Origin of the sequence: Jeongeupia naejangsanensis (assembly GCF_016865585.1) — a bacterium.
GTDB lineage: Bacteria > Pseudomonadota > Gammaproteobacteria > Burkholderiales > Chitinibacteraceae > Jeongeupia > Jeongeupia naejangsanensis.
Window position 1 is genome coordinate 252,092 of the sequence record NZ_JAESND010000001.1, and the last position, 14,191, is coordinate 266,282.

The 14,191-nt window shown below is 61.3% G+C and carries 15 protein-coding genes; 1 reads left to right on the top strand and 14 read right to left on the bottom strand.

From position 1 onward, the window contains the following. The first annotated feature begins 66 nt into the window (after window positions 1-66). Window positions 67-729: a phosphoglycolate phosphatase gene (locus tag JMJ54_RS01155; protein WP_203536115.1), complete on the top strand. Its 663-nt coding sequence runs from the start codon at window positions 67-69 to the stop codon at window positions 727-729. A gap of 57 nt (window positions 730-786) precedes the next feature. Here the strand turns inward: JMJ54_RS01155 and JMJ54_RS01160 are convergent, their stop codons facing one another. The 14 genes from JMJ54_RS01160 to JMJ54_RS01225 all read right to left on the bottom strand — a co-directional run bounded on the left by JMJ54_RS01160 (window position 787) and on the right by JMJ54_RS01225 (window position 14,145). Beyond that, a complete protein-coding gene (locus JMJ54_RS01160) occupies window positions 787-1,266 on the bottom strand; it encodes a dihydrofolate reductase (RefSeq protein WP_203536116.1) in 480 nt (159 codons plus the stop codon). After that, the gene (locus JMJ54_RS01165) at window positions 1,266-2,060 is read right to left on the bottom strand and encodes a thymidylate synthase (RefSeq protein ID WP_203536117.1); all 795 of its coding nucleotides are present in this window, start codon (window positions 2,058-2,060) and stop codon (window positions 1,266-1,268) included. Before JMJ54_RS01165 ends, JMJ54_RS01160 begins: the two co-directional genes overlap by 1 nt. Window positions 2,061-2,105: 45 nt before the next feature. Further along, window positions 2,106-4,181, bottom strand: coding sequence for a sensor histidine kinase (locus JMJ54_RS01170; protein ID WP_203536118.1), 2,076 nt, complete (start codon window positions 4,179-4,181; stop codon window positions 2,106-2,108). A 102-nt stretch (window positions 4,182-4,283) separates the two neighbouring features. Then, complete coding sequence (greB, locus tag JMJ54_RS01175; RefSeq protein WP_203536119.1) at window positions 4,284-4,853, bottom strand: transcription elongation factor GreB; 570 nt, start codon at window positions 4,851-4,853, stop codon at window positions 4,284-4,286. Between the two features lie 7 nt (window positions 4,854-4,860). Continuing rightward, complete coding sequence (gene rluB / locus JMJ54_RS01180; RefSeq protein ID WP_203536120.1) at window positions 4,861-5,958, bottom strand: 23S rRNA pseudouridine(2605) synthase RluB; 1,098 nt, start codon at window positions 5,956-5,958, stop codon at window positions 4,861-4,863. 117 nt (window positions 5,959-6,075) lie between these two features. Next, window positions 6,076-6,531 (bottom strand): hypothetical protein, encoded by a 456-nt coding sequence (locus JMJ54_RS01185; protein ID WP_203536121.1) that lies wholly within the window; start codon window positions 6,529-6,531, stop codon window positions 6,076-6,078. A gap of 100 nt (window positions 6,532-6,631) precedes the next feature. Then, window positions 6,632-9,151 (bottom strand): DNA mismatch repair protein MutS, encoded by a 2,520-nt coding sequence (gene mutS, locus JMJ54_RS01190; protein ID WP_203536122.1) that lies wholly within the window; start codon window positions 9,149-9,151, stop codon window positions 6,632-6,634. A gap of 272 nt (window positions 9,152-9,423) precedes the next feature. After that, window positions 9,424-9,639, bottom strand: coding sequence for a hypothetical protein (locus tag JMJ54_RS01195; protein WP_203536123.1), 216 nt, complete (start codon window positions 9,637-9,639; stop codon window positions 9,424-9,426). Between the two features lie 77 nt (window positions 9,640-9,716). Continuing rightward, window positions 9,717-10,274, bottom strand: coding sequence for an SMC-Scp complex subunit ScpB (scpB, locus tag JMJ54_RS01200; RefSeq protein WP_203536124.1), 558 nt, complete (start codon window positions 10,272-10,274; stop codon window positions 9,717-9,719). Beyond that, entirely contained in the window at window positions 10,264-11,097 is an 834-nt protein-coding gene (locus JMJ54_RS01205) for a segregation and condensation protein A (RefSeq protein WP_308437951.1), read from the bottom strand. The genes scpB and JMJ54_RS01205 overlap by 11 nt, the downstream gene beginning before the upstream one ends. Beyond that, window positions 11,094-11,600: a GNAT family N-acetyltransferase gene (locus tag JMJ54_RS01210; RefSeq protein ID WP_203536125.1), complete on the bottom strand. Its 507-nt coding sequence runs from the start codon at window positions 11,598-11,600 to the stop codon at window positions 11,094-11,096. The genes JMJ54_RS01205 and JMJ54_RS01210 overlap by 4 nt, the downstream gene beginning before the upstream one ends. 9 nt (window positions 11,601-11,609) lie before the next feature. After that, window positions 11,610-12,812, bottom strand: a complete 1,203-nt coding sequence (locus JMJ54_RS01215) for a tryptophan--tRNA ligase (protein ID WP_203536126.1) — start codon at window positions 12,810-12,812, stop codon at window positions 11,610-11,612. 26 nt (window positions 12,813-12,838) lie between these two features. Then, complete coding sequence (locus JMJ54_RS01220) at window positions 12,839-13,492, bottom strand: site-2 protease family protein (RefSeq protein WP_203536127.1); 654 nt, start codon at window positions 13,490-13,492, stop codon at window positions 12,839-12,841. 23 nt (window positions 13,493-13,515) lie between these two features. Beyond that, the gene (locus JMJ54_RS01225) at window positions 13,516-14,145 is read right to left on the bottom strand and encodes an L-threonylcarbamoyladenylate synthase (RefSeq protein WP_203536128.1); all 630 of its coding nucleotides are present in this window, start codon (window positions 14,143-14,145) and stop codon (window positions 13,516-13,518) included. Window positions 14,146-14,191: the final 46 nt, after the last annotated feature.

Genomic DNA, 14,191 nt, shown 5'->3' on the forward strand with positions numbered 1-14,191 from the left:
CGATCAAGTCCCGCTCCCGCACTTCTCCCGTATCATGCAGGCTGGTTCATCCCCTTTCCGCCAGCCATGACTATTCGCGCCCTTGCATTCGACCTCGACGGCACCCTCGTCGATTCAATTGCCGACCTTGCCCGTGCCGCCAACGCAGCTCGCGCCGATCTCGACCTGCCACCACTGGCCGAAGCCACTGTCGAGAGCTATGTCGGCGACGGAGCGCACAGTCTGGTTGCTCGCACGCTGGCCGATGATTACACAGCGCAGTGGACCGATTCGGCCGAGCAGCAGCACGCAATGCAGCGCTTTGACCTGCACTACAAGGCCGGCCTGACCATTGCGACGCGTTTCTATCCGCAGGTTCAGGAAACGCTGCATGCACTGCACGAGTTGGGGCTGCCGCTGGCCATCGTCACCAACAAGCCGGAGCGGTACACCCTGCCACTATTGCGGGAGCTCGGCGTGTCCGAGCGGTTTGAAGTCATTGTCGGCGGAGACACCCTGCCTGAGCGCAAGCCGTCGGCGTTGCCGCTCCAGCATGTGCTCGACCGTTTCGGTGTCGCCAAGGACGAAATGCTGATGGTCGGCGATTCGAAAAACGACATCCTTGCCGCGCGCGCGGCCGGTTGCCCGGTTGTTGCGGTGGCATATGGCTACGGCAGCGACGTCAGCGCACTGGGCGCCGACCATGTGATCGAACGGTTCTCGGAGCTGCTCGAATTCGTGGAGTCGTGAGTCGACCCCCAGTAAAAAAACGGGCCCCGAGCCCGTTTTTTTATTGGGCAAGAATCCTCAAGCCCGCTTGTACGTCACGAAAGCAAAGTCGATGCCCTTGCTGCTTCGTTGTGCAACGCGCTCGATCTCACGCCATTCTTCCGTTGGAATCTCCGGGAAAGTCGCATCGCCCGCCGGAGAGAGCGCCACCTCGGTCAGGTAGAGCACTTTCGCCAGCGGCAGCGCTTGCCGATAGATCTCACCGCCGCCGATCACGAACGCCTTTTCGTCGCCAGCGCAAGCGTTTAGCGCCGCATCAATGCTCGTAAAGGCCTCGGCGCCATCCGCCCTCCAATCGGTATTGCGGGTGATCACCAGATGGCGCCGCCCGGGCAGCAGCCCCGGGAGCGATTCAAAGGTTTTTCGCCCCATCAGCATGGGCGCCCCCATTGTCAGTGCCTTGAAGTGCTTGAGGTCTTCAGGGAGATGCCAGGGCAGTTTGTTGTCGATGCCGATGATCCGGTTTTGCGCCATGGCGGCGATGACGGCGAGCTCCATCAGACGGCCACCGGCGCTTTGATTGCCGGGTGAGACTGATAGTTTTCGAGCACGAAATCCTCGTACTCAAAAGCAAAGATGTCCTTGCGCTCCGGGTTCAGCTTCATCGTCGCCAAAGGCAGGGGCTCGCGGCCAAGCTGGGTCTGCACCTGTTCGAGGTGATTCAGATAGATGTGGCAATCGCCGCCGGTCCAGACAAAATCGCCCGGCTCGAGGTCGCAGACCTGCGCCATCATCATCACCAGCAGTGCATACGACGCGATATTGAATGGCACCCCCAAAAAGAGGTCGGCGCTACGCTGGTACAGCTGGCACGACAACTTGCCGTCCGCCACGTAGAACTGGAAAAACGCATGGCACGGCGGTAGCGCCATGTTTTCGATCTCGCCGACATTCCATGCCGAAACAATGATGCGGCGCGAATCCGGGTTGGTTTTCAGCGTTCTGACCACGTCGGCGATCTGGTCGATATGCCGGCCGTCTGCCGTCGGCCAGCTGCGCCACTGGTAACCGTAGATCGGACCAAGCTCGCCGTCCTCGCGCGCCCACTCGTTCCAGATCGAAACGCCACGCTCCTTCAGCCAGTTGTTATTGGTTTCGCCGCGCAGGAACCACAGCAATTCGTAAATGATCGACTTCAGGTGGGCTTTCTTGGTCGTCACCAGCGGGAAACCCTGCGAGAGGTCGAAACGCATCTGGTGCCCGAACACCGACAGCGTACCGGTGCCGGTGCGGTCATCCTTTCGAGTGCCGTGGTCGATAACGTGCTGCAAGAGATCGAGGTACTGCCGCATGAGAGTGCTCCGTCCGGGGTCAATCCGGCCCCGGGTAAAATCGCATCAAACGCCGATTTTACCGCCCGCAGCCATCAACGTCTCGGCCGAATTGCCCGGCGCCGGCAGATCAGACCCGTCCGGCAGCGGAAGCGACACGGTAAATGTCGTGCCATGGCCGAACAGACTGCCACAGCGCACACCGCCACCCATTTCTTCGGCCAGACGCTTGACGATCGACAGCCCCAGACCGGTCGTATGCTCCCCCCCGGTCGGGACCGCCGACAGGCGACCGAATTTGCGGAACAGCTTGTCCATTTCGTGAGGCGCAATGCCCGGACCATGGTCGTTGACCGCGATTTCGACCATACCGAGCGACAACCCGGCGGTGATTTCGATCTTGCTCTGATGCGGTGTGTACTTGGATGCGTTCGAAATCAGATTGTCCAGTACCTGCCACAAAGCCTGCCGGTCAGCCTGAACGACCAAGCCACACGGCTGGTAGCCGCAGTGCTGCTGTTTTTCTTCCAGCCGCCCCTCCCAGCTTGCCAGCAACTCACTCATCAACTCATCAATTGCGACCGGCTCGAGCGTCAACCGGTACTGCCCCGATTCCAGCGTATTGATATCGAGCAGATTGCCCAGAATGCGCTGAATTCGATTGGCCAGCTGACTGATACCGGCCAGACGGTCGCGTACGCGCTCCTTCGGCCAGACATCAAACTTGCTGCCGATCAGATTGGCCATACCGGCAATGCTCGCCACCGGGTTCTTGAGGTCATGCGCGGCAATCGTCAGCAGCTCGTTCTTTTCCTCGTTCAGCCGCGACAATTCGGCATTGACGAGTTCAAGCTGCACATTGCGCTGTGCCAGCTCTTCGGTCCGCGTCGTGACTTGCGCCTCCAGATTCTGCCGATGCTGCGCAATCGTCGTCGCCATGGCGTCGAAGTTGCGCGCCAGTTCGCCCAATTCATCCGTTCGTGCGGTATCCAGCGGGTGGGTGTGACGGCCTTGTGCCAGCGACTGGATCGCGGCCTTCAGGCGCCCGAGCGGCCGGGCGACGTCGACCTTGAGCACCCAGGCCATCAACCCCAGCTCGATCAGCAATGCAACCAGACCAAGCAACAGCACCATGCTGGCCGCCAGCGCCGCCTTTTCCTGCAGCAACCGCTTGGGGTAGACCGTCACGAACAGCCAGTCCGCCCCGCGGATCTGCGCCATGCCCAGCCAGGACTGACCATCGGGGCTCTCGACAAACAGCTGCTTCGGGGTCGCCGCGGCAATGACCGAATACATGTCCCTCAGCGATGCGTCATCCGCGTCACGTAGGTTGTAGTGCCCGCGCATGGCTTCGATCTGCGCCATCCGGTCCGGGTGGGCAATCAGGTCGCCCTGGCGTGTCACGATGAAATTGGTCGTCCCCGGGATGCCAACGCTATTGGTTCGGGCAATCAGCTGGTCGAGCAGCAGATCCTGCCCTGCGCTACCGACATAGCGCCCCAAGTAGTCGATCGGCGTGACGACCGAGACCATCCATTGCATGGCCTGCTTGTCGAAGTAGATGCCGGTCCAGAAAGTCTTGCGCTCGGGGTTACGGGCCGGCGTTGCGCCGACCTCGGTTTCCAGATCGAATTCGAAGTCCGCTACGGAGCCATTCCGGGCGTAATTCAAATCAGGCAGAAACATCAGACTGCCGTCGGATACGTTGAGATCGATAAACGTGTCGTAGTAGCGATTGCGGAACGCCGGGCCGTACTGGCTCAACAAATCGTAGCCCAGCATGACCTGCCGCATGAATTCGGGCGTCAGCTCGACTCGCGGCAACAGCGCAATGGTTGCGCGGTACTCGAAATCGTCGCGCTCGACCCGAACGCGCCACATGCCGTCGCGGTCCTGCTTCATCAATGCATGAAATGCTTCGCTGACATCAACACCCTGCATTTGTGCGTAGCGGCGAATGAACTCGTTGCGCAGCAGCTTGGTATTGGTTTCGGCCTGAAGGAAAGGCTCGCTCTCGATCTGGCTGCGTGCCTTGATGTACTTTTCGAGGTTGCCCAGCGCCTCTTCCTGCAGCCGCATATAGCTGTAGTAGTAGCTGACGGCCGAAATCGCCAACGATACAACGGCGATCCGGAATGCCATATTCCGGAGAACGCGTCGAAACAGGCTGCTGTGTGGAGTGCGCTTCATGCGCGCAGCATATCGAATCGGAAAGCCTTGCGCAAAACAGAAATCAGCTCTGTATCAGCTAGGGTTTTCGGTTTCCAGCGCCAGGTAGCTGACCTCGACGATTTCGATATCTTCGACGCCACCCGGCAGCCGCAAGGCCACCGTCTCGCCCTCGCGTGCGCGCAGCAAGGCTCGGGCGATCGGCGCGGTCCAGCTGACGTAGTGTCGTTTCAGGTCGGTTTCATCGACGCCGACGATCGACACCGTTTCTTCGCTGCCGTCTTCGCGCAAATAGCTGACCGTTGCGCCAAAGAACACCTGATCGGTTGCTTCCCTGCGCTCGGGATCGACAACCTCGGCATTCTCCAGCCGCTTGGTCAGGAAACGGATGCGCCGGTCCGTCTCGCGCAGCTTTTTCTTGCCGTAGATGTAGTCGCCGTTCTCGGAGCGGTCGCCGTTGCTGGCCGCCCAGTTGATGATCTGCGTCAGCTCGGGCCGCTGCTTGGTCACCAGATCATGAAGCTCGGTCTTGAGGCGCCGCCAGCCACCCGGCGTCATGTAGTTCTTGCTACCGACCGGCACCTTCAGTTCGGCCGGCAGCTCGTCGTCATCACGATCGTCTTCCCGGGTGAATGCCTTGCTCATGGGATGCTCAGTGATCCTTGGCTTCACCGTTCAGCTTCAGGTCGGCCCACTTCATCACGGCCAGCACCTCGGTCTCGGACAGCTCGTAGAACTGTCCGCGCTTGAGCCGCCCCGGCAGCGTCAGCGCACCGAAGCGCACCCGCATCAGCCGCGATACGGTGAGGCCGAAGTGCTCGAACATCCGCCGCACTTCGCGATTGCGGCCTTCTTTGAGGACTACGCGATACCAGTGGTTCATCCCCTCGCCGCCTTGCGCCTCGATATGGGTGAATTTGGCAGGACCGTCGTCGAGCGTGATGCCCTTGCGCAGTTCGGCGATCTGCTCGTCCGTAAGTTCGCCGAGTACGCGGACCGCGTATTCGCGTTCCATCTCGAAACGCGGGTGCGTCATCCGGTTGGCCAGATCGCCCGACGTGGTGAAAATCAGCAAGCCGCTGGTATTGAAGTCGAGTCGGCCGACCGCCACCCATTTGCTGGACGACAGTCGCGGCAGGCGATCAAAGACCGTGAGGCGACCCTGCGGATCATCACGTGTCACCAGCTCGCCCTCTTGCTTGTGATACAGCACCACGCGCGCCAGGCGATCCTGCCAGCGCATGGTGACGCGCTTGCCATCAATACGGACTTCGTCGGCCTGCTTGACCTTGACGCCAAGCTCCGCGATCTTGCCGTTGACGCTGACCCGGCCAGCCGCAATCAGCTCTTCCATATCCCGGCGCGAGCCGATACCGCTGAATGCGAGCGCTTTCTGCAAGCGTTCCTCGCCCACCTGGGCCGAGGTCAGCCGCTTCGCGCGAAGCTGCTTTTGCACCGCGACTTCGTGCTGCGAACCGGCGCGCATCTTCATGCGCTTCGCCTTGGTCGCCACACCGCGACCGCCGCGAGGTGCCTCTGCGGCAGCGGCAGCGGCAGCTGCCCCTGTCGTTGTCGCTGCGCGCGGCGATGTCCCCGGCGCAGGCTTGGCATCACGCGGCTTGTAACCACTGGTGAATTCATCCGCAGCGGATGGCGCCGGCTTGCGGCTTTTGAGCCCGGCTCGCTGCTGGTCAGCCGCCTTCTGTTCGCGAATCGCCGGCTGAGGGCGACGGGCACGGGTGGTTTTCATGTATTCAGTAATCCGGAAATAACAGGCGATTATATCGCGGACAGCCTGCAAGCATCACGCCGACCGCCAAACAAACAGGGCCGCGAAAAGGCGGCCCTGTCGTCAGCCCGTGGCCGATCAGACCTCGGTGAAGAAGGCAATGCTGCCGAGGCTGGTCAATCCCAGGTTGAACTGCTGCGATTTGAAGCGCTCGGTCCCGCGCAATTCTGCCTTGCGAAGGATTTCGAACAGCAGCTCGACTTCCTTGAATGTCTTCAGTACACGCGTATCGCCATTGATCCGCGCCTCGATCGCGGCCTTTTCGCCGTGCTCGCTGGCGACCACGATCTGCCCGGCCTCGCCACCAATCAATTGGACGGCCGGCGGGATTCGCACACCGATGGCGTCGAGGTGTGCAATCAGCGCATCACCCAGCGCCTTGAGTTCGGAGGTGGCTTTGTTGCGGACGTCGGCCAGCCGGAAAGTATCCGAACCCGGATCAATCCCCAGAAATCGTGCAATGCCCTCATCGATTTCCGACGGATCGACTTCCCGTTGGTCGTTGTCAGACTGCCCATTCTGTACGGCTTCCACGTTGTTGCTCCTCGTTGCGTTCGCTACTGAATATGGTTTTAGCTTAGTCCGGCGAACGGTATTTGTGATCTGGTTGTGAATATGAACTTTATTGCACAAATCAAAGCATTGCTTTGAGCTCGAACAAAAGCTGCAGTGCGGCACGTGGGGACAAATCGTCCGGATCGATCGCCGCCATTTTTTCGACGAGCGGATGTGTCTCGGGTTCCACAGCCACTTCAATCGGCACGCTGAACAGATCCCCCTGATGCGCATGACCCGGACTCGACTGCTCGAGTTCCGTCAGTTTGCGCTTTGCCTGACGAATCACCTCTCGCGGCACGCCGGCAAGCTGTGCCACGGCAACGCCGTAGCTCTGCGAAGCCGGCCCTTCCTGCACCGCATGCAGGAACACGATGCGGTCCTTGTGCTCGACCGCGTCGAGGTGGACGTTGGCGACCATCGCGTAATCCTGCGCCAGCCGGGTCAGCTCGAAGTAGTGCGTGGCAAACAGCGTATATGCACGATTCTTTTCGATCAGCTGCCGGGCGATCGACCACGCCAGCGCCAGACCGTCAAACGTCGATGTACCGCGACCGACTTCATCCATCAGCACCAGACTGTGCTCGCTGGCGTTGTTGAGGATGTTGGCGGTTTCGGTCATTTCGACCATGAAGGTCGAGCGCCCGCCAGCCAGATCATCCGATGCACCGATCCGGGTAAAAATCCGGTCGACCTTGCCGATCACCGCACTGGTTGCCGGTACGTAGCTGCCGACGTGAGCCAGCAGCACGATCAGCGCAACCTGGCGCATGTAGGTCGACTTACCACCCATGTTCGGGCCGGTGATCAGCAGCAGCTTGCGCATCGGGCCAAAGGCCACGCCGTTCGGAATGAAGTCGTCGATTTGCGCCTCGACCACGGGATGGCGACCGGCGTCGATATCGATACGCACCTCGTCGACAAACACCGGGGCGACATAGCCGCGCGCCTGTGCGTGCGCGGCTAGGCAGGCAAGCACGTCGACCGTCGCTACGGCCTGCGCCGCCAGCCGCAAGCTCGCCAGTTGCGGCTGCAGGCGATCGAGCAAGGCCTCGAACAGCTGTTTTTCCAGCGCCAGTGCACGATCCTGCGCCGACAGCGCCTTCTCTTCGAATGCCTTGAGTTCCGGCGTGATGTAACGCTCGGCATTCTTCATGGTCTGCCGGCGACGATACTCGGGCGGCACCTTGTCGACATTGGCGTTGCTGATCTCGATGAAAAAACCGGCCACGCGGTTGTACTCGACCCGCAAGGTGGGTATCCCGGTCCGTTCACGCTCCAGCAACTCCATCCGCTGCAGATATTCGCCGCAATTGGCCTGAATGCCTCGCAGTTCGTCCAGATCGGCCGAATATCCATCGGCAATCACGCCGCCCTCGCGTAGCACGACCGAGGGCTCAAGCTGGACCGCGGCCGTCAATTGCGCGTGGATCTCGGAATCAGGCAACAGCGCCTGCGACAGTCCTGCAAAGAATTCGGTCTGCGGCAGCGCATCGCGCAACGCCGGCAGCAAGGCCAGGCTGTCACGCAGGCTGGACAGGTCGCGCGGACGGGCGCTGCGCAAGGCAATGCGCGCGGCAATGCGCTCGATGTCGGAAATGCCGCTCAGCGTTTCCCGCAGTACTTCGGCGGCGCCTGTGTCGAGCAAGGCCGTGATCGCCGATTGCCGCTCAAGGATGGCCGCGTGCTGACGCAGCGGATGATGCAGCCAATGCCGCAGGGTCCGCGACCCCATGCTGGTCGCGCACTGGTCAAGCAGCGAGAACAGGGTGGGCGCCACCTCGCCACGGATGGTCTCGGTCAGCTCGAGGTTGCGCCGCGTCGCCGGGTCAAGCTCGATGTACTGGCTGGCATGCTCGACGCGCAACCCTGCCAGCGGAGGCAGAACACCGCCCTGCGTGGTGCGTACGTACTCCAGCAAGGCGCCTGCCCCGCCGATGGCCAGCATGTCGTCACCCACGCCAAAACCGGCCAGATCGTGCGTCGAAAAATGGCGTGTCAGAGTCCGGATCGCGCTGTCGCGATCGAACTGCCAGGGCGGCATCTGCCGTACCGGCACGCCCAGCGTGTCGAACAGGGCCAAGCCCGTGTCGGCGGAGACCACCACCTCGGCCGGCCGCAAGCGCTCCAGCTCGGTCGGCAGACGTTCGACATCCGTGTCCATCAGCGCAAAATCGCCCGACGCCAGCGACAACCACGCCAGCCCGAGTCGCCCCTTCAGTGCGACGATGGCCAGCAGGCGGTTCTCCTGCTTGTCATCCAGCAATGCGGCGTCGGTCAGCGTACCGGGCGTCACGATGCGGACGACCTTGCGCTCCAGCGGCCCCTTGGTCGTGGCCGGATCACCGAACTGTTCGCAGATCGCGACCGATTCGCCCAGCTTCACCAATCGGGCCAGATAACCCTCGCATGCATGGTAAGGGAGTCCGGCCATCTTGATCGGCTGGCCGGCGCTCTGGCCGCGTGTCGTCAGCGTGATATCGAGCAGTTTGGACGCTTTGACCGCGTCGTCGTAAAACAGCTCGTAGAAATCACCCATCCGGTAAAAAACCAGCTTGTCCGGATGATCCGCCTTGAGCTTGAGGTACTGGGCCATCATCGGCGTATGCGCCGAGTCCTTCGTTTTGCTTGTTTTCGTGTCCAATTCTTTAAAACCCGTCTAATGCTTCGCAGTGCTGTTGGCGCTGATTTTAACGCGGCAATCGTCCGGCGTAAGGTAAATACGTAAGAAAAGAGCCGCCCGTGGCAGCTCGACTCGAAACAGCGCCCGACGAAGGGTCGGCGATCGATCTGCGGCGCGCCAATACTGCCCTGAATCTAGGCAATATCGGCACACCCAGGTAGCGCACGTCCTATCTGCTCGTCACGCAATCAGCCTGAGGCAGAGGCCTCGACGTGCGGCAACGCCGGTACCCGGTTGGGGGCAAGAACCCCGACGACCAGCGCCAGTACCACGATGGCGGCAGCGCCGCCTGCGGCGTACTGAACCCAGCGCCGTACGCCTTTCCGGGCCAATTGGGCCATCACCCATTTTCCGACCAGAAACATTGCAACGGCACCGATACCTACCGCGATGGTGTCACTCATTTTCGCTTTTCCAATGTAAGCGATTGATATGCAGCAATCCGCCCGACAGGCGAACACCATTCCGCACATCATCAGTTTCAGACTCCGTCAGTGCCTGCGGCCTCGGGCTCAACCAGTGCGGACAACTCGGACAATGGCGGCAATTCGGATAAAGCCTGCAGTCCGAGGTCATCCAGAAAGCGCTTGTTGGTCGCCAGCAGCTCGGGTCTGCCCGGCACATCCTTGTGACCGACAACATCAATCCAGCCTCGTTCCTTCAGGCTCTGGATGATCGCACTGGAAACCGCCACACCCCGCACCTCCTCGATGTCGCCGCGCGTCACCGGCTGGCGGTAGGCGATGATGGCCAGGGTTTCCATCACCGCGCGCGAATAGCGCGGTGCGCGCTCCAGGCTGAGGCGATCAAGATAAGGCTGCAGCACGGCCCGACTGCGAAAACGCCAACCGGATGCAAGTTGCACCAGTTCAACACCACGCCCGGCCCAATCGTTTTCCAGCTCTGCCAGCAAGCTTGCAATCTCTTTGCTGCCGAGTTCATCGGCGAACAGCTGTCGCAACGCAGGCATGGCCAAGGGCTCCTGTGCAACCAACAGGGCGGCCTCCAGCACCAGCTTCGGCGTCAACTCAATGCTCATTCGCCCCTCCGGACCGGCTCGCACTCACCAACCGTACATAGATTGGCAAAAAACCATCCTCCTGGCTGACGACAATGCATTCTTCTTTCACCAACTCAAGCACCGCCAGAAAAGTCACCACCAGCAACGGGATGCCCGCAACCGGATCGAACAGCACCGTAAATTCATGAGGGCGGCCGTCCTGAAGCACTCGAAGAATGGCGCTCATCTGCTCTCGCACCGAGAGCGACTCCGGGGTAATCTGGTGATGCTGGTTTCGCCTGGCACGCGCCAGAATGGCTTGCCATGCCGTGCGCAGGTCGGCGGCCCCGACCTCGGGCAGGCGCAGCACCATTTCCCGCTCGAACAGCACGGCCACGAACTCGAAATCGCGCCCCACCAAGGGTTGCTGTGACAGCGCGTAGGCAGCCTGCTTGATCTGCTCGTACTCCAGCAGGCGGCGCACCAGCTCGGCACGCGGGTCATCGGCTTCGAAATCCGGCCCGTCGTCCGGATATTCCTCATGCTTCGGCAGCAACAGGCGGGATTTAATCTCGATCAGTACCGCCGCCATCAGCAGGTACTCGGCCGCCAGCTCCAGCCGGCTCGACTGCATGGCGTCGACGTACTGCATGTATTGTCGGGTGACCGAGGCAAGCGGGATGTCGAGAATGTCGAGATTCTGTCGCCGGATCAGGTAAAGCAGCAGATCCAGCGGGCCCTCGAACGACTCGAGCAGTACGCGCAACGCATCGGGTGGTATGTACAGATCGGCCGGCAGCTGATGGACCGGCTCGCCAAGTACATGTGCCAGCGGCAACCCGACCGCGTCGACATCGCTCACAACGTGGCGAACTCCGGCGCGTAGCGCGCAACCCCGGCTGCAAAATCCAGCGCGCCCGGCACCAGCTCCAGCGCCATGAAGTACTCGGGCGGCACTTCGTATTCGCAACTCAGTCCGAAACGATCGGCGCGAACGAAACCGAAGCGGCCGTAGTAGGCCGGGTCACCCAACACCACGGCGGCGACCACGCCCTTGGCCTGCAATTGCGCGAGTCCCGCATCCACCAGCGCCTTGCCCAGCCCCTGCCGGCGCCAGTCTGCCGCTACCGACAGCGGCGCCAGACCGGTGACCGCACCTGCCACACCTTCCACGGTCATCGGCGAGAACAAAACGTGCCCGACGATCAGCCCGCCCGCCTCGGCGACAAGCTCCAGATCGATCCGGCCTGCCGCATTCAGTGCCGCAACGAGACCGGCTTCGCCCGGCTGGCCGAAGGCAGCAGTCACCAGTTCATCAATGGCTGCGGCATCGGCCACGCCAGCAGGGCGAATCGTAAACGTCATTGTCAATCCTCAGCTGTACGCCAGCCCCATGACTTCGCGTACATCGCGCATGGTTTCCCGCGCCAGCTCGCGGGCGCGTTCACAGCCGTCCGCGACGATTTTTTTCACCAGCGTCGGGTCTTCGAGATAGGGCTGGGCCCGCTCGAACATCGGCGCCTGCTCGGCCAGCACGCCGTCGATCACCGGCTGCTTGCACTGGATACAGCCGATGCCGGCGCTCTTGCAGCCTTCGACCACCCAGGCCTTGGTTGCATCATCCGAATACACCTGATGCAGTTGCCAGACCGGGCACTTTGCCGGATCGCCCGGATCGGTACGGCGCACCCGCGCCGGATCGGTCGGCATCTGTTTGATCTTCTTGGCGACCGAGTCTGCATCTTCACGCAGGCTGATCGTGTTGCCGTAGGACTTGGACATCTTGTTGCCGTCCAGTCCCGGCATGCGGCTGGCCGCCGTCAGCAAAGGCTGCGACTCGGGCAGAATCATCTTGCCGCCACCTTCGAGGTAGCCGAACAGGCGTTCGCGGTCACCGTGCGACAGGTTTTGCGTCTCGGCCAGCAAGGCACGCGCGGACTCGAGTGCCTCGACATCGCCATCCTGCTGGTAGCGGGTACGCAGCTCTTCGTACAGTTTGCCTTTCTTGCCGCCGATCTTCTTGATCGCAGCTTCGGCCTTTTCCTCGAATCCGACTTCCTTGCCGAATACGTGGTTGAAGCGACGGGCGATTTCCCGGGTGATTTCAACGTGCGGCACCTGGTCTTCGCCCACTGGCACCAGATTGCCGCGATACAGCAGGATGTCGGCCGATTGCAGCAGCGGATAGCCGAGGAAGCCGTAGGTGCCGAGGTCCTTGTGGCTCATCTTCTCGATCTGGTCCTTGTACGTCGGCACCCGCTCCAGCCAGGACAGCGGCGTGACCATCGACAGCAGCAGGTGCAGCTCGGCGTGCTCGGGCACCCGGCTCTGGATGAAGATCGTCGCATGCGCCGGATCCACGCCAGCGGCAATCCAGTCGATCACCATGTCCCAGACGCTTTTTTCGATCACGCTGACGTCATCGTATGCCGTCGTCAGTGCATGCCAGTCGGCCACCATGAACAGGCACTCGTACTCGCTCTGCAGCTTGACCCAGTTTTTCAGCACGCCATGGTAATGGCCGAGATGCAGCTTGCCGGTCGGGCGCATACCCGAGAGGACGCGATCGGGAAACATGGTACTAATCCTTGTTATTCAGTGAGTTAATGCAGGATGAACATAATGGGCATGGCGGCAATTCGCATCAGCGGCGCCATGATCGTGCTCAGCGTGTTCGTCGCCAGCAACGCAATCAGAATGAAAAAACCGTAGGGCTCGATTCGCGACACCCACATCGCTTGCCGCATCGGCAGCAGCGAAACGAGGATGCGGCCGCCATCCAGCGGCGGCAGCGGCAACAGATTCAGCACCATCAAGGTCAGGTTGATCGAAACACCGGCCTGCCCCATCAGGAACATCGGCTCCTGCAGGCCGAAGCCTTCGAGTCCGAGCGCAATCTTCATCAACAGCGCCCAGCCGATGGCCATCACGAAGTTCGACACCGGCCCGGCGGCAGCCACCCAGAGCATGTCGCGTTTCGGATTGCGCAGTTTTCCGAAATTCACCGGCACGGGCTTGGCCCAGCCAAACAGGAAACCGCCCAGCGCTAGCAGAAACAGCGGCAAGGCAACGGTACCGATCGGATCGATATGCCGGAGCGGATTCAGTGAAATCCGCCCCAGTCGCGACGCGGTATCGTCACCAAAATGGCGCGCCACGTAGCCATGTGCGGCCTCGTGCACGGTAATGGCAAACAGCACCGGAATCGCCCAGATGCACACCGTCTGGACAAAGCTGTTCAGATCAAAATCACCCATTTGTTTTCCCAGTCGTATTTTTGTCAGGCGTCGAGGCCAAACGGTGCCAACGGCCCTTTGCCAGCACGCATCAGGACCGGCGCGCCTTCGGACAAATCGATCACTGTTGTCGGCTCGACGCCGCAATAACCGCCTTCAATGACGAGATCGACGTCGTGTTCGAGCCGGTCACGGATGTCCCAGGCGTCGGACATCGGATCGTCCTCACCCGGCAGCAGCAGCGAACTCGACAGCATCGGCTCGCCCAGCTCTTCGAGCAAGGCCAGCGCCACCGGATGATCCGGCACGCGCAGCCCGATGGTCTGCTTCTTGGGGTGCCAGACGCGTCGTGGCACTTCCTTGGTCGCGAGCAGAATGAACGTGTAATTGCCTGGCGTCGCGCTCTTGAGCAACCGGTAAGTGCGGTTGTCGACGCGGGCGTAATTGCCCAGCTGCGACAGGTCGTGACAGGCCAGTGTGAAATGGTGCTTGTCGCTCAACTGCCGGATACGGCGGATGCGCTCGAGCGCATCCTTGTTGTCGAGCGCACAGCCAAGCGCATAACACGAGTCGGTCGGGTAGACGATCAGCCCGCCCTTGCGGATGATCTCGACCGCCTGCTTGATCAGGCGCGGCTGTGGTGTTTCGGCGTGAATCGAAAAGAACTGGGACATGGATTCGCTTCTTGAAGTGCTGCTGCGACTGTAGCGGACGGCAGCC

Excerpts from the sequence above, each read along its gene's own strand:
- JMJ54_RS01155 (WP_203536115.1), top strand. The coding sequence starts at position 67 with ATGACTATTCGCGCCCTTGCATTCGACCTCGACGGCACCCTCGTCGAT.
- JMJ54_RS01160 (WP_203536116.1), bottom strand. The coding sequence starts at position 1,266 with ATGGAGCTCGCCGTCATCGCCGCCATGGCGCAAAACCGGATCATCGGC.
- JMJ54_RS01165 (WP_203536117.1), bottom strand. The coding sequence starts at position 2,060 with ATGCGGCAGTACCTCGATCTCTTGCAGCACGTTATCGACCACGGCACT.
- JMJ54_RS01170 (WP_203536118.1), bottom strand. The coding sequence starts at position 4,181 with ATGGCATTCCGGATCGCCGTTGTATCGTTGGCGATTTCGGCCGTCAGC.
- greB (WP_203536119.1), bottom strand. The coding sequence starts at position 4,853 with ATGAGCAAGGCATTCACCCGGGAAGACGATCGTGATGACGACGAGCTG.
- rluB (WP_203536120.1), bottom strand. The coding sequence starts at position 5,958 with ATGAAAACCACCCGTGCCCGTCGCCCTCAGCCGGCGATTCGCGAACAG.
- mutS (WP_203536122.1), bottom strand. The coding sequence starts at position 9,151 with ATGATGGCCCAGTACCTCAAGCTCAAGGCGGATCATCCGGACAAGCTG.
- JMJ54_RS01195 (WP_203536123.1), bottom strand. The coding sequence starts at position 9,639 with ATGAGTGACACCATCGCGGTAGGTATCGGTGCCGTTGCAATGTTTCTG.
- scpB (WP_203536124.1), bottom strand. The coding sequence starts at position 10,274 with ATGAGCATTGAGTTGACGCCGAAGCTGGTGCTGGAGGCCGCCCTGTTG.
- JMJ54_RS01210 (WP_203536125.1), bottom strand. The coding sequence starts at position 11,600 with ATGACGTTTACGATTCGCCCTGCTGGCGTGGCCGATGCCGCAGCCATT.
- JMJ54_RS01215 (WP_203536126.1), bottom strand. The coding sequence starts at position 12,812 with ATGTTTCCCGATCGCGTCCTCTCGGGTATGCGCCCGACCGGCAAGCTG.
- JMJ54_RS01220 (WP_203536127.1), bottom strand. The coding sequence starts at position 13,492 with ATGGGTGATTTTGATCTGAACAGCTTTGTCCAGACGGTGTGCATCTGG.
- JMJ54_RS01225 (WP_203536128.1), bottom strand. The coding sequence starts at position 14,145 with ATGTCCCAGTTCTTTTCGATTCACGCCGAAACACCACAGCCGCGCCTG.